The organism is Streptomyces sp. NPDC030995 (assembly GCF_055571215.1).
Window position 1 is genome coordinate 14,959 of sequence record NZ_JBVIFS010000038.1, and the last position, 21,453, is coordinate 36,411.

Here is a 21,453-nt window from a genome sequence, read left to right on the forward strand (position 1 = left end):
CCCTTACCTTTTGTCGGACGCGGGCTCTCGCAAGGCATCGATCATCTGACCGCAGAGGCCGTCCAGGATTTCCGCCATGTCGACGTCACCCCCCATGGGGGCGAACATGATCTCGTCGAGGCGCCGCCGGACGGCGTGCAGCCCGGGGTTGTGCCCACCGGTCCGCTCCAGGAGGTCCAGGACCCGGCGGGCCGCGTCGGTGCAGCGGTACGCGCCGTAGTCCGCGGGCTCCTCCAGCAGTCCGCGCCCGCTGCTCAGCAGGTACGCGGCCAGCAGGGCGAGTTCCTCATGCAGCCGGGCCTGCGGCAGGACCCTGTCCCCAGATTTCATGGCTGATCACCTCGTTCTTGTCGCGCCGGTCGGACGGTACGGGGGGCTCGGCCGGGTGTCCCAGGGGGACCACCAGCAGCGGCTCGATGTGGTCGGGGATCCCGAGGAGGGTGCGCACGGCGGCCTCCCGGAAGCTGCTCACCGGGCAGCCGCCCAGCCCGCGTGCGTGGGCCGCGAGCAGCAGGTTCTCCACCGCCATGGCCACGCACAGGCGGCTGGTCTCGTAGATCTTCCGCGAGATGTGCCCGGGCAGCCGGTCGGTGCGGGAGCGGTCGACGCAGGCCACAACGACGAGCGCGGGGGTGCCGATGATGCCGGGCGAGAAGGCCCGCAGCCGGCCGACCCGTTCCGGCTCCCGTACCACGACGAACGACCAGGCCTGCTTGTTGGAGGCGGTCGGGGCACTGACCATGGCGGTCAGCAGGTCGTCGACCACGATGTCGTCGACCGGCTTGCCGGAGTAGTTGCGCAGGACCGTGCGGCTGCGCAGGACGTCGAGGAGGTCGTTCATGCGGCCGCGTCCTGTCCGGGGAAGGCGGGCATGACGTGTGCGGCGAAGAGTTCCATGGCCGTGGCGGCGCGGGCGAAGGCCGTGGCGCCCGGGTTGAACTGGAGGCTGAAGGACAGGTCGGTGCCGAACCGGGCACGCACCGCGGCGATCTGTTCGCGCACGTCGTCCGGGTCCCCGGCGAGCACCTTGCCCGCCTCGAGAGCCGCCTTGAACTCGTAGTTCTTCGCCTTGTCCAGGAACTTCTCGTAGCCGGGGTAGTCGGCGGAGCCTTCGGTGGCCAGGGGAGCCACCGCACGCGCCATGTGCTCGACGTACTGCCGTTCGTGGAACTCGGCCTGCCGGTGGGCCTCCGCGCGGTCCTCGGAGAGGTAGCAGGTGAACTTGATCTGGATGCGGCGCTCACCGGGGCGGTGTCCGGCGCCGTCCCAGGCGCCTCGGTAGGCGTCGAGCATCGCGGCGAGCTGCTGCGCCGAGGTCACCGAGGGCACCACCTGGAGGTGGTGCCCTGCGGCGCCGGCGGCCTCGCAGGACTCCGCGCTGGTCGCGGATGCGATGTAAAGGGGCGGATGCGGCTGCTGGTAGGGGCGGGGCAGCAGCGTCACCGGGCCGAAGCGGTGGAAGCGGCCTTCCCAGACCAGCTCTTCCGTGGTCCACAGCTGCCGGACGGCTTCGACGCCCTCCGCGAACCGGGCCCGGCTCTCGTCCATCGGGATGCCGAACGCGGCGAACTCGGTGGGCAGGAAAGCCCGGCCGAAGCCGACGTCCAGCCGCCCGTGGGAGAGGTGGTCGAGCATCGCCAGCTTGCCGGCCAGCTTCACCGGGTGGGTGAAGGCGGGGACGACGGCGCCGGTGCCGATGCGGATCCGGCTGGTCCGGGCCGCCGCCGCGGTGAGCAGCGTCACCGGGTCGGGGCTGTAGCCGCCGTACGCCGTGAAATAGTGCTCGACCGTCTGCGCCTGGGTGAATCCCAGCGCCTCGGCCAATTCGATGAGCCGCAAGGTCTCGTCGTAGTACGCGGTGGCGGATTTGACCGCTGGATCGACCACCGGGAAGAAGTTGACACCGAATTCCGTCATTCCCGCACCTCCTGGTAACCGGGTTGGTGTGCCGGACCAAGGGAAAGCGGGTGCGCCGCGGCCCGTCAACCGGAAGACGCATTTCCCCGTCAGGCTGTCAGCCCGGTGTCAGGAATGCTGTTTTCCCTTGCCCGGGGCGGGGCGGGAATGCTTGATTTCCGGCATGCCTGCCGTGGGATGCGGCAGCCCCCCACCCCCCCCCCGACCTCAACGCCGGAGGACCCGTCATGCGCGGAACCTACGCCGTGCCGTACGTGAGCCGTGGCAGCATCCTCGGTGCAGCCGAGGCCAAGGCGCTCGAGCAACTGATCGCCTCGGACGGCTCCCTGTCCACGGGATCGTTCCGGGACCGCTTCGAGCAGCGGTTCCGCGAACACATCGGCACGCGGCACGCCCTGTCGGTCACCAGCGGCACGGTCGCGCTGGAACTGGCCATCCACCTGCTGGACCTGAAGGAGGGCGACGAGGTCATCGTCACCCCCCAGACGTTCCAGGCGACCGTCCAGCCCCTGCTCGGGCTGCCGGCCGCCGTCCGGTTCTGCGATGTCGACCCCGACTCGCTGAACATCGACCCGGCGGCGCTGAAGTCGCTGATCACCGACCGCACCCGGGCCGTGCTGCTGGTCCATTACGGTGGCTGGAGCGCGGAGATGGACGAGATCACGGCGGTGACCCGGGACCGGGGCATCACGGTGATCGAGGACTGCGCGCACGCCCTGGGCGCGGTGTACGACGGCCGCCGCCCCGGCTCCCTGGGCGACATCGGCTGCTTCAGCTTCCACGCGTCAAAGAACATCACCACCCTCGGCGAGGGCGGCATGATCACCCTGGACCGGGACGACTGGGCCGAGCGGCTGGACCGGCTCCGCTCCAACGAGGTGGACGGGGATTTCACGTCGGCCCGCCACGAGGGCCTCGCGCCCGGCCGGGAGTTGCTGCCCTGGATGAAGTACGCGTCACCCGCGTACGAGCAGGTGTGCTCCGAGGTCCGCCGCCCGGGCACCAACGCCACCCTGTCCGAGGCGGCGGCCGCCGTGGGCCTGGCCCAGATGGAACGGCTGGACGAACTGGTGGGCCGCAGGCGGGAAATCGCCCGCCGGCTGGACGAGGTGATCGCCCGCCACCCCTACACCCGCCTCCAGCAGCCCCGGCCCGGGGTGCGGCACGCCCAGCACCTCTACACCTTCTTCGTGGACGGCCCGCCCGGCCTGCGCGAGGCGGTGGTCCGCGGTCTCGACGAACGCGGTGTGGAGGTCCAGCTGCGCTACCTGCCGCTCCATCTGCTGCCGGAGTGGCGCGAGCGCGGTCACGGCCTCGGGCAGTGCCCGGTCGCCGAGGAACTGTGGTTCGACCAGCACGTCAACCTGCCGTGCCAGCCCGGGCTTTCCGACCGCCAGGTCGACCATCTGGTGGCCGCTCTCGAAGACGTTCTCAGCTCCGAAGTGAAAGGACTGTCATGCCTCTCATCGATGTGAAGCTCTACCAGGACCGGCTCGACGAGCGCACCCGCGCCGAGCTGATCGGCCGCCTCACGGACGCCGCGGCCGGTGTGCTGGGCGAGGAAGTGCGCGAGGCCGTGTGGGTGGTACTCACCCCCGTGCCCCGGGAGAGCTGGGGGATCGCGGGGAAGCCCGGCGCATGAACTTCGAGAACATCCACCTCGCGGGGGTCGGCACGTACCTCCCGCCCACCGTCACGACGGAACACGCGGTCCGCACCGGCCTGTACGACGAGAAGGCCCGCGAGGCCTCCGGCCTGGAGTCGGTCGCCGTCGAGGAGTCCCTGTCCGCCGTCGACATGGCCGTACGCGCCGCACGGACCGCGATCGGGCGGTCCGGCCACCGGCCGGAGGACTTCCGGGGCCTGCTCCACAGCAGCACGTACTACCAGGGCCCCGAAGGCTGGTCGCCGGCCCACTACGTACTGCACCACACTCTGGACCGGCCGGTGTCCGCCTTCCACGTCCAGCACGGCTGTCTGGGTCTGCTCGCCGGCCTCCAGACGGCGGCGCTGCACCTGGGCGCCTCGGACGATCCCGACGCGGCGATGCTGCTGACGGCCGCCGACAACTTCGCGACACCGCTGGTGGACCGCTGGCGGTCCTCGTCGATGTTCGTGCTCGCCGACGCCGGCTCCTCGCTGGTGGTCTCGCGGCGCGGCGGCTTCGCCCGGCTGCTCGCCATGGACTTCGTCTCGCAGCCCGACATGGAGGCCATGCACCGCGGGAACGAGCCGCTGCTGCCCCCGCAGGCGCCGGTGCACCGGGTGATGGACTTCGAGACCCGCCTGGAGCACTGGCGGCTGAAGTGGGCGGAGGGCGGCGCCATCCCGCTCGGGGACTTCGGCGAGCTGATCGCCGACAGCGTGCAGCGCACGCTGTCGTCCGCCGGCAGTTCGCTCGACAAGGTCGCCCGGATCGTGCACAACGGCTTCAACCGGGATCCGCTGAGCGTGTTCCTCCTCGACCCCCTGGACCTGCCGGCCGAGCGCGGTACGTGGGAGTTCAACCGCCGCATCGGCCACGCGAGCGTGTCCGACTTCGCCCTCGGTCTCGAACACCTGTGGAGCAGCGGCCAGGTACGGCCCGGCGACCAGGTGCTGATGCTCGGCTTCACCACCGGCATGGAGGCCGCCTGCGCCCTGCTGGAGATCACCGCCGAGCCCGGCGGGACCGACTGACCCCGATCAGAGACCCGAGAGGAGTCCTTCCGATGCTCGAAGGATGCACCCCCTGGCCGCCCGAGGTGGCCGCCCGCCATCGTGCCGAGGGCCACTGGCGCGGCGAGAGCCTGGTGGACCTGCTGGACGCCGCCGTCGCCGCGCACGGCGACAAGGCCGCGCTCGTCCAGGACGACGTACGGATCTCGTACACCGAACTGGGCCTGCGCACCCGGCGGATGGCCGCCGGCTTCCGCGCCCGCGGTATCGAAGCGGGCGACCGGATCGTGGTCCAGCTGCCCAACGGACCGGACTTCGTCGTCGTGTGCTTCGCGCTGTTCCGCCTCGGCGCCCTGCCGGTCTTCGCGCTGCCCGCCCACCGCGCCCAGGAGATCCGCCATCTGAGCGACCACTCCGGTGCGGTCGGATACGTCTTCCCGCACAGCCACCACGGCTTCGACCACCTCGGGCTGGCCCGGCAGGTCCGCGCGGAGGTCGGCGGGCTCACGCACCTCTTCGTCTCCGGCGCCCCGCAGACCGGGGACGAGGAAGGGCATGGGGACGGAGACGGGGACGGGGAGGTCGTCCCGCTGGCGGAGGTGGACGCCGAGCCCGTGCCGCTGCCCGCCCCCGACCCCTCGGACGTGGCGTTCTTCCTGCTGTCCGGGGGCACCACCGCACTTCCCAAGCTGATCCCGCGCACCCACGACGACTACGTCTGCCAGGCCCGGGCCGCCCGCGCGGCGGGCCCGGTCGCCGGCGACGACGTGTACCTCGCCGTCCTGCCCGTCGAGTTCAACTTCACCTGGGGCTGCCCCGGGGTGATCGGGATGCTCGGCGCCGGCGGCACCGTGGTGCTGGCCCAGGACCCCACCCCCGAGCGGTGCTTCCCGCTCATCGAACGGGAGGGCGTGACCTTCACCTCCGTCGTGCCGAGCGTCCTGCAGCTGTGGCTGGAGGCTGCGGAGTGGCACGAGGCGGACCTCGGCAGCCTCCGCCTCCTCCAGGTGGGCAGCGCCAAGCTGTACCCGGAGGTGGCCGCGCGCGTCGAGCCCACCTTCGGCTGCCGGCTCCAGCAGGTCTTCGGGATGGCCGAGGGACTGCTGACCTTCACCCGCGAGGACGACCCGGCCGCCACCGTACTGGGCACCCAGGGGCGGCCGGTCTCCGCGGCCGACGAGATCCGCATCGTCGACGAGCAGGACCGGGAGCTGCCGCCGGGCGGCATCGGTGAGCTGCTCGCGCGGGGCCCGTACACGCTCCGGGGCTACTACCGGGCCCCGGAGCACAACAGCCGGGCCTTCACCGACGACGGCTTCTACCGCAGCGGCGACCTGGCACGGCTGACGCCCGAGGGAAACCTCGTGATCGAGGGACGCATCAAGGACGTCATCATCCGCGGCGGCGACAAGGTCTCCGCCGCCGAGGTCGAAGGCCATCTCCTGGCCCTCGGATCGGTCTCCCGCGCGGCCGTCGTGCCCTGTCCCGACGAGTTCCTGGGCGAGCGCACCTGTGCCTTCCTCGTCCCCGTGGACCGGGCCCCGACGCTGGCCGAGATCAAGACGGCCCTGGAGCAGCGCGGCCTGGCCGCGTACAAGCTGCCGGACCGCGTCGAGATCGTCACCGAACTGCCCCTGACCGGTCTCGGAAAGACCGACAAGAAGGTGCTCGCCGCGCTCGCCCGCGGCGAGGCCGTCCCCGCCGCGGCGGCGTTCCTCCCCGCCCGCACGCCCCGTGCGGCGGCGCCGCACGCGGGCTGAACCGACCGCCACAGAAAGGCCGACACCACGATGGACACCGACGCGCCCCGCTCGGCGGACGAGATCCGGGCGGCGGTCGCCGCGCTGATCGGCACGGCGCCGGACGACATTCCCGACCAGGCGAACCTCGTTCTCCTGGGCCTGACCTCGCTGGACCTGATGCGGCTCAGCGGCCGCTGGCGGCGCAGCGGCGTACCCGTGAAATTCGAGTCCCTGGTGGCGGATCCGACCATCGGGGGCTGGGTCCGCCACCTCGCCTCCGTCACCACAGAGGCCTGAGGCCGACCGTTCCGGCCGCCTCCCCGGCCCCCCTTTCCGCACCGGCCCCGAAAGGAGCCAGAACCTTGGCGCTCTCCGCCATTCCCGCCATCCGCCCGTACCCCCTGCCCGCGCCCGCCGGCCTGCCGGAGAACACGGCCGCCTGGGAGGCCGACCCCGCCCGCGCGCTGCTGCTGATCCACGACATGCAGCACTACTTCCTGCAGTTCCTGCCGGCCGGGCAGGAGCCGCGGACGGGGCTGGAGGACCGCGTGACCGCGCTGCGGCAGGCCGCCGCCGAGGCCGGCGTGCCGGTCGCGTACACCGCGCAGCCCGGCGACATGACCCCGCGCCAGCGCGGCCTGCTGGCGGACTTCTGGGGACCCGGAATGAGCGCGGCGCCCGAGCACCGGGGCTTCCCCGAGCTGTTCGGGCCGGCGGCCGGGGACCACGTGCTCACCAAGTGGCGGCCCAGCGCCTTCTTCCGCACCCGGCTGGCGGAGCTGATGCGCACGCTGGGCCGCGACCAGCTGGTGCTGTGCGGGGTGTACGCGCACATCGGTGTGCTCCAGACCGCCTGCGACGCCCTGGCCCGCGACATCGAATCGTTCATCGTGGCGGATGCCGTGGCGGACTTCGGCGAGGCCGACCACCGGATGGCGCTGGAGTACGCGGCGGCCCGGTGTTCCATGGTGGTGCCCACCGAGACGGTGCTGACCGCCTTCCGGGGCGGCCCCGCGCCGCAGGGCCCGGGCGCCGCCCGATGACCGGCCCGATCACCGGCCCGATGGAGGGCGCCGGTGACGTGGCCGCCTTGCTGGACCGGCTGGGCGGTGCGGGCGGGCCGGCCTCGTTCGCCCTGCTGCACCGGCCGGAGGCGGGCGACCGGGCCTCGGTGGACGTGCTCATCGGTGAGATGACGTCCGTCTCCGCCCTGGCGGACATCCCGCTGCCCCCGGCGTGCCCGGGCGAGCGTCACGAGCAGCTGGTCCTGCTGCCGTACCGGCAGATCGCCGAGCGCGGATACGCCTGCCCGGACGACGGCGAGGAGCTGCTCGTCATGCACGTACGCGAGCAGGGCGCCGTGCCGCTGGACGCCCTCCTCGGCGCGCTGCCGCAGTCCGCCATGACCGTCCGCGGCGGCGCGTTCGACGTGGACGACGCGGCCTACGCGCAGACGGTGCGGCGGATCGTCGAGGACGAGATCGGATCGGGCGCCGGGGCCAACTTCGTCCTCAAGCGCACCTACACCGCGTGGATCGACGACTGGTCGGCCCGGTCTGCGCTGGCTCTGTACGGGCGGCTGCTGCGCGACTCCCCCGGGGCGTACTGGACGTTCCTGATCCGCACCGGCGGGCGCACCCTCATCGGCGCCAGTCCCGAGCGGCACATCACGCTGGACGGGGGCACGGCCGTGATGAACCCCATCAGCGGCACGTACCGCTACCCGCGGGGCGGCGCCACCCCCGCCGGCGTCCTGGAGTTCCTGGCGGACGGCAAGGAGCGCAACGAGCTGTACATGGTGCTCGACGAGGAGCTCAAGATGATGAGCCGGCTGTGCCCGCAGGGCGGCCGGGTCGTCGGGCCGCAGCTGCGGGAGATGAGCCACCTCGCGCACACCGAGTACTTCATCGAAGGACGCTGCGACCGGGATCCGCGCGAGGTGCTGCGCGAGACCCTCTTCGCGCCGACCGTCACCGGCAGTCCGCTGGAGAGCGCCTGCCGCGTCATCGCCGAGTACGAGCCGGACGGCCGTGGTTACTACGCCGGTGTCGCGGCTCTGCTCGGCCGCGACGCCGACGGGGAACGCCGGCTGGACTCCGCGATCATGATCCGTACCGCGGACGTGGACCGCGGCGGCCGGCTGCGGCTGGCCGTCGGCGCCACCCTCGTACGCGACTCCGACCCGGTGTCCGAGGCCGAGGAGACCCGGGCCAAGGCCGCCGGGCTGCTCGCCGCCCTGGACATCGGGGCACCGCCCGGACGGGCACCGCACGAGCCTGCGGCCGGCCGGCTCGGGGCCGATCCCGGGGTCTCGCGCGCGCTGCGCGCGCGCAACGACCCGCTGGCGGGCTTCTGGCGGGCCTCCCCCGGTGACCGCTCGCCGCGCCCGCCCCACCTGGCGGGCCGCCGGGCCCTGCTGATCGACGCCGAGGACACCTTCACGGCCATGGGCGCGACGCTGATGCGCGGGCTCGGGCTCGAGGTGACGGTGCGGCGGTTCGACGAGCCGTACTCGGTGGCCGGGCAGGACCTGGTGGTCGTGGGGCCCGGTCCCGGGGACCCGCGCGAGACCGGCCACGTCAAGATCGCTCATCTGCGGGACCGGACGCGGCAGTTGCTGGCGTCCGGCACTCCGTTCCTGTCGGTCTGCCTGGGCCACCAGGCCCTGTGCGGCGTGCTCGGTCTGCCCCTGGTCCGCAAGCGGGTGCCGCACCAGGGCGTCCAGCGCACCGTCGACCTCTTCGGGCAGCGCGAGGACGTGTACTTCTACAACACCTTCGCGGCCCTCTCCCCTGCCGATCGCCTTGAGGGGCCCCGGCTGCGCCCGGGGTGGGTGGAGGTGTCCCGGGACGCGGCGACGGGAGAGGTCCACGCGCTGCGCGGCCCCGGCTTCGCCTCCGTGCAGTTCCACCCGGCGTCGGTGATGACCCGCAACGGCATCGGCATCCTCGAACGGCTCATCGGCACCGTGCTGGCGCCTTCGCCCGTGCCCGCATCGGCGCCTTCGCCCGTGCCCGAACCGGCGCGTTCCCCCGAATCTCCCCGAGATCGCGAGGCCATCGCATGAGTTCCTCCCTGATCACCGGCGGTGCGCTCCCGGCCGTGCCGGCGGCCCCACCCACCGCACAGCACCCGGGCTGGCAGGACCAAGAGGCCGTCGACGACGTCACCCGGCGGCTGGCCGGCTACCTGCCGCTGGTCCTGCCCGCCGAGTGCGACCGGCTCCGGGCCCACCTGGCGGCGGTGGCCCGCGGCGAGGCGTTCCTGCTCCAGGGCGGCGACTGCGCCGAGACGTTCGACGCGCTGAGCGCCGAGTCGGTGGCGGCCAAGCTGACCACGCTGTTCTCCATGGCGGGCTCGCTGACGGCCGGTGCGCGGCTGCCGGTGGTGGTGCTGGGCCGGATCGCCGGCCAGTTCGCCAAGCCGCGGTCGCAGCCGACCGAGGCGCGCGGGGGCGTGACGCTGCCCGCCTACCGGGGCGACGCGGTGAACGGGCTGGAGTTCTCCGCCGCGCTGCGCACCCCGAACCCGTACCGGATGCTGCGGATGTACGGGGCGTCGGCAGCCGTCCTCAACAACATCAGGGCCCTGTCGGCCGCCGGGGAGGATCCACAGGAGTTCTTCGTCTCCCACGAGGCGCTCCTGCTCGACTACGAGCGGCCCCTGACCCGGCTCGATCCGCGCACCGGCGCCCGGTACGCGGGCTCCGGCCACCTGCTGTGGGCGGGCGAGCGGACCCGGCAGCTCGACGGCGCCCACATCGGCTACCTCGCCGGTATCGCGAACCCCATCGCGGTGAAGCTCGGACCGAGGGCCACCGCGGATCAGGCCGTGGAGCTGGTGCGGCGGCTCGACCCGGAGCGGGTGCCGGGCCGGCTCACCTTCGTCGTCCGCATGGGCGCGCAGCGGGTGCGCGAGCTGCTGCCGGACCTGGTGGACCGGGTCACCGCCAGCGGCGCGCGGGCGGGCTGGGTGTGCGATCCGATGCACGGCAACACCTACACCGCCCCCTCGGGACACAAGACGCGGGCGTTCGGCGACATCGTCGACGAGGTGTCCGGCTTCTTCGAGGTGCACCGCTCGCTCGGGACGCACGCGGGGGGCATCCACGTGGAGATGACCGGGGAGGACGTGACGGAGTGCGTGGGCGGCAGCGGCGGCACGGACGTGCGCGACCTGCCGCTGCGCTACGCCTCCGCGTGCGACCCGCGGCTCAACCGGGACCAGTCCCTCGAACTCGCCGTGCTCACCGCACGGATCGCGGGGCGCGGCCCGATCGCTGCGCACCCGGGTCGAGTCGGCGGGCCAGCTCCGAACGGGCGGTGATCCCCAGTTTCCCGTACGTGCGGTGCAGATGGTTCTCGACCGTGCGCACCGACACGTACAGCCGGTCGGCGACCTCCTGGTTGGTCAGGCCGGCCGCCACCAGCGCGGCGACCTCCCGTTCCCGCAGGGTCAGGGCGGCGGGGAGGTCCTCGCGCCGGCGCTCCGGTGCGCCTGCCCACGGCGGCAGCCCTGCCCCGGTGGAGGCCGTGAGCTCCTGGCACAGCAGCCGGGCCGTGCGGCCCCTGCGGTGCCGGCCGCCGGCCTGATGGGCCTGGGCGGCCTGCGCCGCGGTCTCGGCGGCCAGCGGCAGCAGCCCGAGGGCCGCGAAGCGTCTGGCCAGCTCCTCCAGCGCATCGCCGTCGTGCAGTGCCAGTGCCTGGACGTGCCGGGCCAGGAGAGCCGTCGTACCGGTCAGCACGGACAGCTCGGGCAGCGGTCCGACGGCCTCGTCGGCGGCGCCGAGCCGGGCGGCGAGGTGGAGGGCCGAGACCTCCTGGGCCCGGCGGCCGGCGGCGCCGGCGGACCTGGCGACCGACAGGGCCAGCCGCACGGCCTGATTCCGGTCGCCGACATGGGCGTACACCAGGGCGGATTCGAGCGCCGTCCCGTCCTGCGCGAGCGGATAGCGGACCCCGCGGCCCTCCAGGGAACGCACCTCGACGAGGGTGCGTACGGCCTCCGCGTGCGCCCCCGCCTCGGCGAGGGCGGCGGCGAGCTGGGCCAGCGTCCAGGCGGGGGCCGTGAGCCAGTCGGCGGGCGCGTCCACGGCGGCGGCCCGGCGCAGTTCGTCGACGGCCGCGCTCCAGTGTCCGCGCGCGCGGTGCAGCCGGACGCGCAGCAGTGCCACGCGTACCCGGTCCCGCGGATCGCCTTCGTCCCACCAGCGCATGCCCCCGAGGAGGGCGTCGGCCGCGGCGACGCCCGCCGTGTGGAGGGCGGCGTAGGTGCGCATCCACTGGGCGGCGGTATCGACGGGCGTGCCCTCCTCCTGGTCCGGCGGCAGCCCGGCGAGCAGACGGGCGGCGGACACCGGATCGCCGCGCTCGACCAGGGCGAAGGCCGCGGGGACGGTGACCAGGCCGGCGAGTGCGGCCTCGCGCGGCGGCGGTGCGCCCTCGCGCCCGGCGTCCGCCGCCGACACGTCCGCGAACCGGTCCTCCAGCAGCCCGAGCAGGGCGCGCGCGCCGCGGAACCGCAGCCGGCCGGTGCCCTGCGCCCCGCTCAGGCCGCGCTCGGCGACGGCGACGGCCTCTCCCAGGCGGCCCAGGCCGAAGGCCATGTTCACGGCGCGGACGGCGATGGCCTCGTCGGTTCGGCCCGCGGGCAGGCCCGGCGCTTCGGCGAGCGCCCGTTCGGCTTCACGGTGCAGGCCCTGGCCCTCCAGGGCCTGCACCAGCACGAGCCGTACGCCGGCGGCCACGGCCTCGTCGGCCGGACCGTCCGGGTGCGACAGGGCGGTGCGGGCCAGCGTCTCGGCCTTGCCGAAGTCGTGCCGGTGCAGGGCCCGTTCGGCCGCTGCCCGCAGCTGACCCGTGGGGGGCAGCTGGCCTGCGGCGAGCCGGAGGTCGACCACCCGCCGGACGTCGTCGTGGCGGCGCATGCCCACCGCCTCGATGCCGTCGGCGAGCTGGCGGCGCAGCCGGCGCCCTTCGAGTTCGGGCATGGCGCGCAGCACCACGGCGGAGTACAGCGGGTAGGCCAGCCGCAGGCGCAGCCGCCGGCCGGAGCGTTCGGTGACGAGGAGGCCGCTGCGGTTGAGCGACTCGGCGGCGTGGGCCAGCCCGGCGGCGGCCGGCAGGTCGGCTTCCAGGGGCTCGGCCAGTGCGACGAGCTGGACGAGTTCGCGTTCGTCCGGCCGCAGGTCGTTCAGGCGCAGCTGGACGAGGGCGGCCGGACGTCCCTCGGGGGCGGCCGGCAGCTCTCCGCGCCACTGCCAGAGCGCGCCTTCCCGGCGCAGGGCGCCGTCGGCGAGGGCGGCGTCGGTGAGTTCGCGCAGGAGCAGGGCGTTCCCGCGGGTGGCGGTCCACAGCCGTTCCGCGCAGTCGGCGGACAGCTGACCGCCGAGCCGGGCCTGCAGCACCTTGGCGGCCGTGGTCCGGTCGAAGTGGGGTACTTCGACGCGCTCGACGAGGCGCTCGACCCACAGGGCGCTGATGTCGCCCGGCATGGCCACGCCGGACAGGGCCGTCGCGATCAGCCGGATCCGGCCGTCGCGGACCAGGGCGTACAGGCAGGCGGCGACGGCGGGGTCGATGAGGTGCGCGTCGTCGAGACCCAGCACGAGGCCCGCTCCGGACGGGGTGGCGGGCGGCGGCCCCTGCGGCTCTCCGGGGATCTGCTTGAGGGCGTCGGCCAGCGAGCCGCTCGCGCCGGTGGGGACGGCGCCGCCGGCCCAGAGGGTGGGGGCGCCGCCGGCCGCGGCCCGTTCCAGCGCGGCGTGCAGGAGCCGGCTCTTGCCCACCCCCCATTCACCGCTGAGCAGCACCCCCCGCGGTACGGCGAGCACCCCTTCCACGTGGTCGAGTTCGGATTCCCGGCCCGCTGTCGGCCAGTCTGCGGAGGTGGCGATCCCCCAAGGCATGGCTGTGTGCCTTCCGTTCCCCCGGTGTGTCCGGGCCGTCAGAGGAGGAGGGTGCCGCGGGCGACGGTCACCGCGCTGCCGCTCATCTCGACCGACGTGACGCGGTCGCCTTCGCGGGTGGCCCGCGCGTACATGGTGGAGGGCCGGCCCATCCAGGCGCCCTGGGTGATCTCGATCTCCGTACCGTCCTCGATCAGTGCGTGCCGGGCCAGATGGATGGCCAGCGGGCCGGAGGCGGAACCGGTGGCGGCGTCCTCGACCACGCCGTACGCGGGCGAGAACATGCGCGTGTGCCAGGTGCGGCCGCCACCGGCGAAGCAGTTGGCGGCCATGTCCGGAAAGGCGGAAAGGGCGCGGTGGTCGGGGCGCAGTGCCGCCAGGGCCGCGACGTCCGGCAGGCCGACGAGGACGTGGTGGGGGCCGTTGCGGTAGACCTCGACCGGGAGGGTGGAGTCGGGCAGGCCCAGGGCGGCGAGGAGTTCGGGGGTCTTCTCGTACGGCTCCCAGACGGGTATCGGCTGGCGCATGCGGATACGGGTGATCCGCTCCCCGGCACGCTCCAGCTCCACGGGGACGGCGCCCATCGCGGTCTCCAGCAGCAGGCGGCCGGCGCACCGCTCCTCGCCGAGGACCTGGGCGGTGCCGAGCAGCGGATGGCCCGCGAAGGGCAGTTCGTTGACGGGGGTGAAGATCCGGATGCGGGCGTCGCCGCCGTTCTCGGGCGGCAGGACGAAGGTGGTCTCCGAGAGGTTCATCTCGCGGGCGATGCGCTGCATCTGGTGGGGGGTGAGACCGGCGGCGTCCAGGTAGACGGCGACCGGGTTCCCTTCGAGGGGGGTGTCGGTGAAGGCGTCGGCGACGACGTACTGGTACATGGTCAGTTCGTTCCTTCGCTCCGGGCCGGGCGGGCAACATCAAGGCATGGGTGCGGCCGGCGTGCGGGCGAGGCCCGCCCCGGGCCGGTGGCCGCCGGACGGACGCCGGCGGCCACCTCCTGTACTCCGGTCACGGCTGGAGCCTGAGGACCGACCAGGATCCGTCCTGGTGGTCGTAGCGCAGCCGGCGGTGCAGCCGGTCCGGGCTCGACTCCCAGAACTCCAGGCAGTGCGGGACCAGCTGGTAGCCGACGAACGGCTCGGGCCGGGGCAGCGGCCCGAGCGCGGCCAGCCGCGCGGCGTGGGCGCGCAGGGCCTCCACGTCCGCCAGCACCTCGCTCTGCCGCGACGCCACCGACATGGCGTGGGTGGTGGCGGGCCGGGCAGCCCACAGGGCGTCGCAGTCGGCGTCGGGCAGCTGCTCGACCGGGCCGGCGACGGTGATCTGACGGCCGCTCTCGCGCCAGTAGAGCACCCCGGACGCCCAGGGCAGGGCGGCGAGTTCACGGTCCTTGCGACTGCCGCGGTGGCTGGTGAAGACCAGGCCCGTCTCCGAGAGCGAGTTGAGCTGCACGATCCGGCTGGAGGCGCGGCCGTCCGCGCCGGTGGTCGCCAGGGCGATCGCACCCGGTTCGCGCACCTCCTCCTTGGCCCGGTCGAGCCAGGTGCGCAGCAGGGCCAGGGGTTCGGCCGGGGGATTGCGGAACTCCTCGGGTTCACGGACGGGAGCCGCCCCGGCGCCCTGGTCGGACGGCGTCGTCATCGTCCCGGCACCTCCAGCGCCCGTCCCAGGCCGACGAGGGAGGCCAGTGCGTGCCGTCCTTCGACGGTCGCCTCGATGTCGAACCAGGTCCGGTGGGTGGGCGGATAGCCGATCAGCTCGGCGGCGCTGCGCGGATGCGGCGGTGTGGCCGCCTCCGCGGACTCCCAGACCAGGACCGCGCCCCAGCGGTCGTTCTCGTCGTCGGCGATCCACAGCTTCAGTACCAGGCCGGGCTGGTCGGACCAGGCGGCGACGGCCTCGTCACACAGGAACCCCCGGAGCGATTCGATGGTCTGCGCGGACTCCGCGAGCGCCCACCACGCGATCATCGCCTTCACGTGGGGATGCCTTCCCGGCGCACCACGGGCACGTCGATACCGAGCGCCCGGAGCTGGTTGAAGGGGTTCATGAACTCCCGGTTCTGCACGATCTTCCCGCCGTCCAGCAGGAAGGAGTGGAGGAAGTGGTTCTTGTAGTGGCCGTCCTCGTAGCCGGGGAAGCGGATCGCCCCCTCGCCGTCGCACTCCACCCAGAACCGGTTGGGGTCCTGGGTCTCGAAGATCTGGATGTTGAACCACACCCAGTCGGGGAAGCACTGCAGGGACCAGACGGCATGCTCCGCCAGCCGGTCACGGCCGCGGATGGCGATGGGTCCGGGGGTGTCGGCGGTCCACAGGCCGCCCTCGCCGTCCTCCACGAAGAGGAGATGGCGCTTGAGACGGTCCTGACCGGTGGTGTGCATGTACGTCTCGACCGTGGCCCGGTTGATGCGCCGGAGTTCGGCATGGTCGGTGAAGCCTGGGCTGAGCGTGGCGTCGGACACGACGTGACCTCCCGTGGATGGGGACACAGATCAACTGCTCGGAATATCCTGCAAAAGGTGGCTATATCCGGGCTGCCGGTCGCTATACAGCCGCTATAGGCCGCGCCCGGCACGGCGCGCCGCCGCGCCGGATGACCTCGGCCCGCACGAACTCCGAACCCTCCGTGGTCTGCACGTTCTGCCTGTTCGCGGCGTTCTCGCTGTTCCCGCCGTTCTCGGCGTTCCCGGCGTTCGCCGTGTTCTCGGCAGCGCTGTCGGCCGTCAGTACGCACATCAGCAGGCCGGGCAGCTCGAAGACGAAGCCGCCGTCTCCCGCGGGTCCGGCCACGCCCAGCATGTGGGCGTCCACCAGCAGTTCGAGGAGGTCCTCGGTCGCCCCGGTCGGCAGCTCCAGCGCGGCGGCGGCCGCGCCCACCGTGATGTGCCGCATCCGCAGGCCGGCGAGCCGCCGCAGCGCGCGCCGCGGACGGTCGGGAAGCCCGGCGACGCTGCACAGCAGCGCCCCGCCGACATCGAGTTCACCGACGCGCAGCAGGCCGAGGGTGTCGCGGCCGGGGTCGGCCAGCCGGTCGGCGAGATGCCCCGGCGTCCAGTGCGGCCGCGCGGTCAGCTGCGCGGCCACCGCGCGGATGGCGGCGGGATGCAGGTCGCACAGGCGCAGCAGCCGCTCGGCCGCCTCCGGGTGGCCCCCCGCGACCGCCGAACCGCAGGTGATCCCGTTGAACAGGTCCAGTGCCTCGCGCGGCTCCAGACCGCCCAGGGCCAGGACACGGACACCGGGCAGGGCGGCGAACCGCGGCCGCCCGGTGAGCAGGAACTGGGACCGGCCGCCACCGGAGACCAGGGGGTGCACCTGCGCCTCGTCGGCGCCGTCGAGGACGACGAGGCAGCGCAGCCTGTCGAGGAGGGTGCGTAACAACCACGTCCGCTCCTGCGCCCCCATCGCCGGGTCAGGGCGTTCGCCGAGGCCGCGCAGGAGGTCGTCGACGAGTTCGGCCGGCGGTCGATGACGGCCCGCGGCGTCGTGGCAGCGGACGAACAGCCGGCCATCGGGATAGGCGGGCGCGCTGTCGTACGCGGCGCGCACCGCCAGGACGGTCTTGCCGCTGCCGGCCATTCCGGTGATCACGACGGGCCCGGTGCAGCCCGCGTCGTCCGGTGCGGGGGTCAGCCACTGCCGGAGCCGGCGCAGTTCGGCGTGCCGGCCGGTGAAGTCCACGAGGTCCGGGGGCAGCGCGGTGTACGCCCCGTCGCCGCGATAGGGAGCCTCGCCCGTGGGGCCGGGGACCCGCAGGATCGGCCGACGGGCGTTCAGGGTGCCGGCGAGCAGGGACTGGAAGGTGTTGCTGAGCTCCTCCCCCGGGTCCACGCCGAGGTGTTCGGCGAGGACGGCCCGGCCCTCGTAGTAGACGGTGAGGGCTTCGGCCTGCCGGCCGCAGTGGGAGAGCGCGCTCATCAGCAGGGACCGGAGCCGCTCACGGAAGGGGAACTGCGCGACGGACGCGGTGAGCTCGTCGACGACGTGGCGGGCCCGGCCGAGGGCGAGGTCGGCGGCCGTCTTCTCCTCCAGTACGGACATCCGCAGTTCCTCCAGCCGGGGAGCCTGCGAGGCGTCCAGAAACTCTGTGGCACCGGCGAGGGCGGGACCCCGCCACTGCGCCAGCGCCCCCGCGAACAGGGCGGATGCCTGTTCCAGCCGCCCGGCCGCCTGTGCGTCGCGGCCGTCGGCGGCCAGGCGTTCGAACTCCAGGTAGTCCACGGTCGCGCCGCCCGCCCGCAGCCCGTACCCGCGGGGCAGCCGGACGAACTCGACCGCGCCCCCCAGCGCCTTGCGCAGCCGGGAGACGTGCGTGTGCACCTGGGCGCGTACGGTCGCGGGCGGGGCCGATCCCCACAACGCCTGCTGGATCTCGTACTGGGACAGCCCGTGCTCCCCCGCCAGGACCAGTGCCGCGAGGAGGGTTCTGGGCCGCATCCCGCCCAGCGAGCGGGGGCGGCCGCCGTCGAAGGCTTCTATCGGTCCGAGTATGCGAAGTTCCATGCCGTCCCTCGTCCGAGCTCTCCGGGCTCGGGCGCCGTGACGAGCTCGTTTTCAAGACGAGTCACGGCAACTCAGGTACGCCCGAGTCGAGTTTGCATCCAATATGAGTCGAAGATCGACCCGGATGGGGACGCTAGTCTCGGCTCCGACGGGTGTCAACACGCCACCGGGCGTCGACGCACCCGGTTCCGTGCCACTAGATTGCCCGCGACACAGGGAGGTGCAACCTTGGCCAGCTCGGACGGCGGCGCGGGACTCACCCTCGCCGACAAGATCAATCACCTGTTCGAAACAGTGGTGCCGGCCGGCCGTCAGCCGTACAACACCGAGGAAGTGGCCCGGGCCATCACGGAGACCGGAATACCCATCTCCGGAAGCTACATCTGGCTGTTGCGCAAGGGCCAGCGCGACAACCCGACGCTCAAACACCTCGAAGGCATAGCCCAGTTCTTCGGCGTCCCTCCGGCCTACTTCTTCAACGACCAGGTCGCCTCCGACGTCCACGCGCAGCTCGCCCTCCTCTCGGCACTTCGCGACTCCAACGTCCAGCACGTCGCCCTGCGGGCCGCCGGCCTCTCCTCCGCGAGCCTGAACTCGATCAGCGAACTCATCGAGCACGTACGGGCCCTGGAGGGACTGCCCCAGAACGCTCCGGACGAGGACGGCGAGGACGCGCCGGGCGAGGCCCAGGATTCATGACCTGATTCCCCCTGTCTGTCCGAACCCGACTCATGTTGCATGGGGTCGTGTGTGGCCGGTGTGGCACGGGGGAGGAAGATTGCTGAAAGAGCGCGAGTTACGGCGGCGCTGCAGGCGTGAACTCCGGTCGCTGGGGGTCCAGCCGCCGTTGGACGTCGCCGTCCTGTGCAGACTCCTCGGGGAGCGCCGGGGCCGGCCCATCCACCTGGTCCCCTACCGGCTCCCGGCGAACGGCCCGTACGGGCTGTGGATCGCCACGGACACCACCGACTACATCTTCTACCAGCAGGAAACCAGCAAGGCGCACCAGGACCACATCATCGTGCACGAGATCGGGCACATCCTGGCCGATCACCACAGCGGTGAGCTCGACGACGCGCTGCTCGGCGCGATCATGCCGAACATCTCCCTCGACGTGGTCAAGCGGCTCCTGGGGCGCAGTTCGTACGACGAAGACCGCGAACGCGAGGCGGAGATGATGGCCACGATCATCCTCGAATGGGCCTGCCTCCTCGATCAGGTCGCCCAGCCCGCCCCACGGGACTCCTCGGCCGGGCGCATCCAGAGGGCGCTGACCGAGCGGCGCGGGTGGCTGTGACGTGCTGACGATCCTGCTCGGCGCGGTCCTGCTGGTCGCCCTCGTCCGGATGATCCACCAGATCGCCAAGGCCCCGTACGACCGGCCCCTCAAGGCCGTGACGTACTGCATCCTCTGCGCCTGCCTGTCCTTCCCCATGGGCCTGCGCAGCGTCGCCGGCGACGTCGACGCGATGGCCGGCGCCGGAACCACGAAGCTGGTGCAGAACGTCCTGCTGCTCGGCACCGCCTACTGGCTCATGTGCTTCTATCTGCAATCGGCTTCGGACCCGCGCAGCGGCCGCCGGCGTGCCCGGATCGAGCTGATCCCGCTCGTGACCACCGCGGTCGTCATCACGGCGGCCACGCTCGCGACCCCGCGCGCCGCGCGCGCCCACGTCTACGCGACGGCGGACATGAGGGTGGCCGGAATCGCCGTGTTCTACCTGGCGGCCGGGATCTACCTGACGTACGCGCTCGCGATGGCACTGTGGTGGACGCTGCGGTACGTCAGGACCGCGCGCGGCTCGCTCGCCGTCGGACTGCGGCTGGTCGCCGTCTCCCTGGGGTGCATGGTGGGCGCGGGCGCCCTGCGCGCCGTGCTGGCCCTCGTCCGCGCCGGCGGTGGCACCGTTCCCCCAGCCGTGATCACGAGCGTCAAACTGCTGCTGGACCTGGCGATTCCGCTCTTCGTCGTCGGCGTGCTCTACCCCGGGGTGGCCGACCGGCTGACGGCGCTGCGCCTGCGGGGCCGGCACCGGCGCACCTACCGCCGGCTCACTCCGCTGTGGACGGCGCTGCACACGGTGTTCCCCGAGAACGCCCTGCACCCGGCGCCCTCCGGCGGCTGGCGCGACTGGCCCGCCCGGTTCAACCCCCGGGGTGCACACCGGCGTTATTACCGGCGCGTGGTGGAGTGCCGGGACGGGCTCGTACGGCTCAGTCCGTATCTCGCGCCCCTGACCGAGGCCGGGCCGGTCGGCGAGCTGCCGCCCGGCGTCGTGGCCGGACACCTGCGCCGGGCGCTGCGGGAGTACTCGGCCGGGGCGCCCGCCCCGTCCGGGGCGGTGGCGATCGCCCTCCCCCGGGGCGACAGCCTCGACGACGACGTGCACCAGCTCCTGCTGCTCTCGGACGCACTTGGGGCCGCATGACCGCCGCGCCGGACCCGGCGGGGCGACCGACACGAAGGTGTGAGTCCATGGAGTACCTGATCACGGCCGGGCAGCTCGTCACGGGTCCCGGCGGCCGGCGGCTGCGCGACGGCGCCGTACTGGTCCGCGGCACGACGATCGCAGGCGTGGGTCCGCGGGCCGAGATCGCCCCCCTGGCCGCGCCGGGGGCAACGGTCCTCTCGTTCCCCGACGGCACGGTGCTGCCCGGACTGATCGACTGCCACGTCCACCTGGCCCTCGACGCCGGGCCGGACCCCGTCACCGCCCTCCTCGACAGCGATGACACCGGGCTGCTGGCCGGGATGACCGAGCGGGCCCGGCTCCTGCTCGACAGCGGCGTGACGACCGTACGGGACCTGGGGGACCGGGGCGGCCTCGCCCTGCGCCTGCGGCACTCGATCGAGCAGGAGGCCGCGCCCGGCCCGCGCATCCTCAGCGCCGGGACCCCGCTGACCCGCCCCGGCGGCCATTGCTGGTTCTTCGGCGGCGAGGTGAGCGACGAGGAGGCCCTGCGCGACCTGGTCCGGCGCAACGTGCAGGACGGCGTCGACGTGATCAAGGTGATGGCCACCGGCGGTGGCATCACCAAGGGCGGCCCGCCGGTCTGGCAGGCCCAGTTCACCGCCGGGGAACTGGCCCTGGTGGTGGCCGAGGCCCGCCGGGCCGGGCTGCCGGTGGCCGCGCACGCGCACGGCACCGAGGGCATCGCGGCGGCGGTGGCGGCGGGCGTCGACACGATCGAGCACTGCACCTGGATGGCGCGGGACGGCTTCGACGTACGGGAGGACCTGGTCGCCGAGATCGCGGCGAAGGGGATCCGGGTCTGTCCCGCGGCGAGCCCGGACTGGCGCGGCTTCGCGCGGCGCTTCGGCCCGGAGCGGGCCGAGGAGATGTTCGACCGCCTGCGCTGGATGGCCGGTCAGGGGGTACGGCTCATCGCGGGCACGGACGCGGGCGTGGCGCACGCCGTCTTCGACGGCTTCGTGTCGAGCCTGGAGTTCTTCCGCCACATCGGCTTCTCCCCCGCCGAGGCCATCGACGCGGCCACGGGCGAGGCCGCCCTCGCCCTGGGCATCGCCTCCGACACCGGACGCCTCGCCCCCGGCTACCGCGCCGACCTGATCGCCGTCACCGGCGACCCGCTGGCCGATCTGGCCGCCCTGCGCGACGTCCGCCTGACGATGTCCGCCGGCCGCCCCCACGTCCCGGCCGGCTCCCCGGCGCCGGCCCCGCGCTGAGGAACGGGGGCCGGCGCCGCGTCGGGCGGATGGCTGAGC

General features: G+C 73.3%; 21 protein-coding genes. 12 read left to right on the forward strand and 9 right to left on the reverse strand.

Features of this window, described 5'->3' with window-relative positions; all coding sequences use genetic code 11:
• Positions 1 to 3 precede the first annotated feature (3 nt).
• The 3 genes from ACZ45T_RS34100 to ACZ45T_RS34110 are packed head-to-tail and all read right to left on the reverse strand — an operon-like array spanning position 4 to position 1,917.
• Positions 4 to 330 (reverse strand): DUF6092 family protein, encoded by a 327-nt coding sequence (locus tag ACZ45T_RS34100; protein ID WP_468448006.1) that lies wholly within the window; start codon positions 328 to 330, stop codon positions 4 to 6.
• Entirely contained in the window at positions 287 to 841 is a 555-nt protein-coding gene (locus ACZ45T_RS34105; RefSeq protein ID WP_468448007.1) for a nitroreductase family protein, read from the reverse strand. Before ACZ45T_RS34105 ends, ACZ45T_RS34100 begins: the two co-directional genes overlap by 44 nt.
• Positions 838 to 1,917, reverse strand: coding sequence for an LLM class flavin-dependent oxidoreductase (locus ACZ45T_RS34110; RefSeq protein WP_468448008.1), 1,080 nt, complete (start codon positions 1,915 to 1,917; stop codon positions 838 to 840). The genes ACZ45T_RS34105 and ACZ45T_RS34110 overlap by 4 nt, the downstream gene beginning before the upstream one ends.
• Positions 1,918 to 2,144: 227 nt before the next feature.
• On the opposite strand from ACZ45T_RS34110, the gene ACZ45T_RS34115 reads away from it, so the two are divergent.
• The 8 genes from ACZ45T_RS34115 to ACZ45T_RS34150 all read left to right on the forward strand — a co-directional run bounded on the left by ACZ45T_RS34115 (position 2,145) and on the right by ACZ45T_RS34150 (position 10,643).
• Positions 2,145 to 3,392, forward strand: a complete 1,248-nt coding sequence (locus tag ACZ45T_RS34115) for a DegT/DnrJ/EryC1/StrS family aminotransferase (protein WP_468448009.1) — start codon at positions 2,145 to 2,147, stop codon at positions 3,390 to 3,392.
• Entirely contained in the window at positions 3,374 to 3,559 is a 186-nt protein-coding gene (locus ACZ45T_RS34120) for a tautomerase family protein (protein WP_468448010.1), read from the forward strand. Before ACZ45T_RS34115 ends, ACZ45T_RS34120 begins: the two co-directional genes overlap by 19 nt.
• A complete protein-coding gene (locus ACZ45T_RS34125) occupies positions 3,556 to 4,596 on the forward strand; it encodes a ketoacyl-ACP synthase III family protein (RefSeq protein ID WP_468448011.1) in 1,041 nt (346 codons plus the stop codon). The genes ACZ45T_RS34120 and ACZ45T_RS34125 overlap by 4 nt, the downstream gene beginning before the upstream one ends.
• 32 nt (positions 4,597 to 4,628) lie before the next feature.
• A complete protein-coding gene (locus ACZ45T_RS34130; protein ID WP_468448012.1) occupies positions 4,629 to 6,335 on the forward strand; it encodes a (2,3-dihydroxybenzoyl)adenylate synthase in 1,707 nt (568 codons plus the stop codon).
• A gap of 30 nt (positions 6,336 to 6,365) precedes the next feature.
• Positions 6,366 to 6,614, forward strand: a complete 249-nt coding sequence (locus ACZ45T_RS34135) for a phosphopantetheine-binding protein (protein ID WP_468448013.1) — start codon at positions 6,366 to 6,368, stop codon at positions 6,612 to 6,614.
• A 65-nt stretch (positions 6,615 to 6,679) separates the two neighbouring features.
• Entirely contained in the window at positions 6,680 to 7,360 is a 681-nt protein-coding gene (locus ACZ45T_RS34140) for an isochorismatase family protein (protein ID WP_468448014.1), read from the forward strand.
• Complete coding sequence (locus tag ACZ45T_RS34145; RefSeq protein ID WP_468448015.1) at positions 7,357 to 9,384, forward strand: anthranilate synthase family protein; 2,028 nt, start codon at positions 7,357 to 7,359, stop codon at positions 9,382 to 9,384. The genes ACZ45T_RS34140 and ACZ45T_RS34145 overlap by 4 nt, the downstream gene beginning before the upstream one ends.
• Positions 9,381 to 10,643 carry a 3-deoxy-7-phosphoheptulonate synthase class II gene (locus tag ACZ45T_RS34150; RefSeq protein ID WP_468448016.1) on the forward strand — a complete coding sequence of 421 codons (1,263 nt, stop codon included), beginning with the start codon at positions 9,381 to 9,383 and terminating at the stop codon, positions 10,641 to 10,643. The genes ACZ45T_RS34145 and ACZ45T_RS34150 overlap by 4 nt, the downstream gene beginning before the upstream one ends.
• On the opposite strand, the gene ACZ45T_RS34155 is transcribed toward ACZ45T_RS34150, so the two are convergent.
• The 6 genes from ACZ45T_RS34155 to ACZ45T_RS34180 form a co-directional block, all read right to left on the reverse strand.
• Complete coding sequence (locus ACZ45T_RS34155; RefSeq protein ID WP_468448017.1) at positions 10,564 to 13,224, reverse strand: helix-turn-helix transcriptional regulator; 2,661 nt, start codon at positions 13,222 to 13,224, stop codon at positions 10,564 to 10,566. The two genes, ACZ45T_RS34150 and ACZ45T_RS34155, sit on opposite strands and share 80 nt — an antisense overlap.
• Before the next feature lie 38 nt (positions 13,225 to 13,262).
• Positions 13,263 to 14,099, reverse strand: a complete 837-nt coding sequence (locus tag ACZ45T_RS34160; protein WP_468448018.1) for a PhzF family phenazine biosynthesis protein — start codon at positions 14,097 to 14,099, stop codon at positions 13,263 to 13,265.
• A gap of 130 nt (positions 14,100 to 14,229) precedes the next feature.
• Complete coding sequence (phzG, locus tag ACZ45T_RS34165) at positions 14,230 to 14,862, reverse strand: phenazine biosynthesis FMN-dependent oxidase PhzG (protein WP_468448019.1); 633 nt, start codon at positions 14,860 to 14,862, stop codon at positions 14,230 to 14,232.
• On the reverse strand, positions 14,859 to 15,191 hold the full coding sequence (locus tag ACZ45T_RS34170; protein ID WP_468448044.1) for a hypothetical protein: 333 nt from the start codon (positions 15,189 to 15,191) through the stop codon (positions 14,859 to 14,861). The genes phzG and ACZ45T_RS34170 overlap by 4 nt, the downstream gene beginning before the upstream one ends.
• Positions 15,192 to 15,196: 5 nt before the next feature.
• Positions 15,197 to 15,685 (reverse strand): PhzA/PhzB family protein, encoded by a 489-nt coding sequence (locus ACZ45T_RS34175; protein ID WP_468448020.1) that lies wholly within the window; start codon positions 15,683 to 15,685, stop codon positions 15,197 to 15,199.
• A gap of 82 nt (positions 15,686 to 15,767) precedes the next feature.
• Positions 15,768 to 17,726 carry an AfsR/SARP family transcriptional regulator gene (locus ACZ45T_RS34180; RefSeq protein WP_468448021.1) on the reverse strand — a complete coding sequence of 653 codons (1,959 nt, stop codon included), beginning with the start codon at positions 17,724 to 17,726 and terminating at the stop codon, positions 15,768 to 15,770.
• Positions 17,727 to 17,954: 228 nt separating this feature from the next.
• Here ACZ45T_RS34180 and ACZ45T_RS34185 point away from each other — a divergent pair, with 228 nt between their 5' ends.
• The 4 genes from ACZ45T_RS34185 to ACZ45T_RS34200 all read left to right on the forward strand — a co-directional run bounded on the left by ACZ45T_RS34185 (position 17,955) and on the right by ACZ45T_RS34200 (position 21,414).
• The gene (locus ACZ45T_RS34185; protein WP_468448022.1) at positions 17,955 to 18,425 is read left to right on the forward strand and encodes a helix-turn-helix domain-containing protein; all 471 of its coding nucleotides are present in this window, start codon (positions 17,955 to 17,957) and stop codon (positions 18,423 to 18,425) included.
• A gap of 148 nt (positions 18,426 to 18,573) precedes the next feature.
• Positions 18,574 to 19,023, forward strand: coding sequence for a hypothetical protein (locus tag ACZ45T_RS34190; RefSeq protein ID WP_468448023.1), 450 nt, complete (start codon positions 18,574 to 18,576; stop codon positions 19,021 to 19,023).
• A 1-nt stretch (position 19,024) separates the two neighbouring features.
• Entirely contained in the window at positions 19,025 to 20,155 is a 1,131-nt protein-coding gene (locus ACZ45T_RS34195; protein ID WP_468448024.1) for an MAB_1171c family putative transporter, read from the forward strand.
• Between the two features lie 47 nt (positions 20,156 to 20,202).
• Positions 20,203 to 21,414: an amidohydrolase family protein gene (locus tag ACZ45T_RS34200; RefSeq protein WP_468448025.1), complete on the forward strand. Its 1,212-nt coding sequence runs from the start codon at positions 20,203 to 20,205 to the stop codon at positions 21,412 to 21,414.
• Positions 21,415 to 21,453: the final 39 nt, after the last annotated feature.

Excerpts from the sequence above, each read along its gene's own strand:
- ACZ45T_RS34170 (WP_468448044.1), bottom strand. The coding sequence starts at position 15,191 with ATGATCGCGTGGTGGGCGCTCGCGGAGTCCGCGCAGACCATCGAATCG.
- ACZ45T_RS34135 (WP_468448013.1), top strand. The coding sequence starts at position 6,366 with ATGGACACCGACGCGCCCCGCTCGGCGGACGAGATCCGGGCGGCGGTC.
- ACZ45T_RS34110 (WP_468448008.1), bottom strand. The coding sequence starts at position 1,917 with ATGACGGAATTCGGTGTCAACTTCTTCCCGGTGGTCGATCCAGCGGTC.
- ACZ45T_RS34200 (WP_468448025.1), top strand. The coding sequence starts at position 20,203 with ATGGAGTACCTGATCACGGCCGGGCAGCTCGTCACGGGTCCCGGCGGC.
- ACZ45T_RS34155 (WP_468448017.1), bottom strand. The coding sequence starts at position 13,224 with ATGCCTTGGGGGATCGCCACCTCCGCAGACTGGCCGACAGCGGGCCGG.
- ACZ45T_RS34105 (WP_468448007.1), bottom strand. The coding sequence starts at position 841 with ATGAACGACCTCCTCGACGTCCTGCGCAGCCGCACGGTCCTGCGCAAC.
- ACZ45T_RS34180 (WP_468448021.1), bottom strand. The coding sequence starts at position 17,726 with ATGGAACTTCGCATACTCGGACCGATAGAAGCCTTCGACGGCGGCCGC.
- ACZ45T_RS34100 (WP_468448006.1), bottom strand. The coding sequence starts at position 330 with ATGAAATCTGGGGACAGGGTCCTGCCGCAGGCCCGGCTGCATGAGGAA.
- ACZ45T_RS34120 (WP_468448010.1), top strand. The coding sequence starts at position 3,374 with ATGCCTCTCATCGATGTGAAGCTCTACCAGGACCGGCTCGACGAGCGC.
- ACZ45T_RS34130 (WP_468448012.1), top strand. The coding sequence starts at position 4,629 with ATGCTCGAAGGATGCACCCCCTGGCCGCCCGAGGTGGCCGCCCGCCAT.
- ACZ45T_RS34145 (WP_468448015.1), top strand. The coding sequence starts at position 7,357 with ATGACCGGCCCGATCACCGGCCCGATGGAGGGCGCCGGTGACGTGGCC.
- ACZ45T_RS34125 (WP_468448011.1), top strand. The coding sequence starts at position 3,556 with ATGAACTTCGAGAACATCCACCTCGCGGGGGTCGGCACGTACCTCCCG.
- phzG (WP_468448019.1), bottom strand. The coding sequence starts at position 14,862 with ATGACGACGCCGTCCGACCAGGGCGCCGGGGCGGCTCCCGTCCGTGAA.
- ACZ45T_RS34160 (WP_468448018.1), bottom strand. The coding sequence starts at position 14,099 with ATGTACCAGTACGTCGTCGCCGACGCCTTCACCGACACCCCCCTCGAA.
- ACZ45T_RS34150 (WP_468448016.1), top strand. The coding sequence starts at position 9,381 with ATGAGTTCCTCCCTGATCACCGGCGGTGCGCTCCCGGCCGTGCCGGCG.
- ACZ45T_RS34115 (WP_468448009.1), top strand. The coding sequence starts at position 2,145 with ATGCGCGGAACCTACGCCGTGCCGTACGTGAGCCGTGGCAGCATCCTC.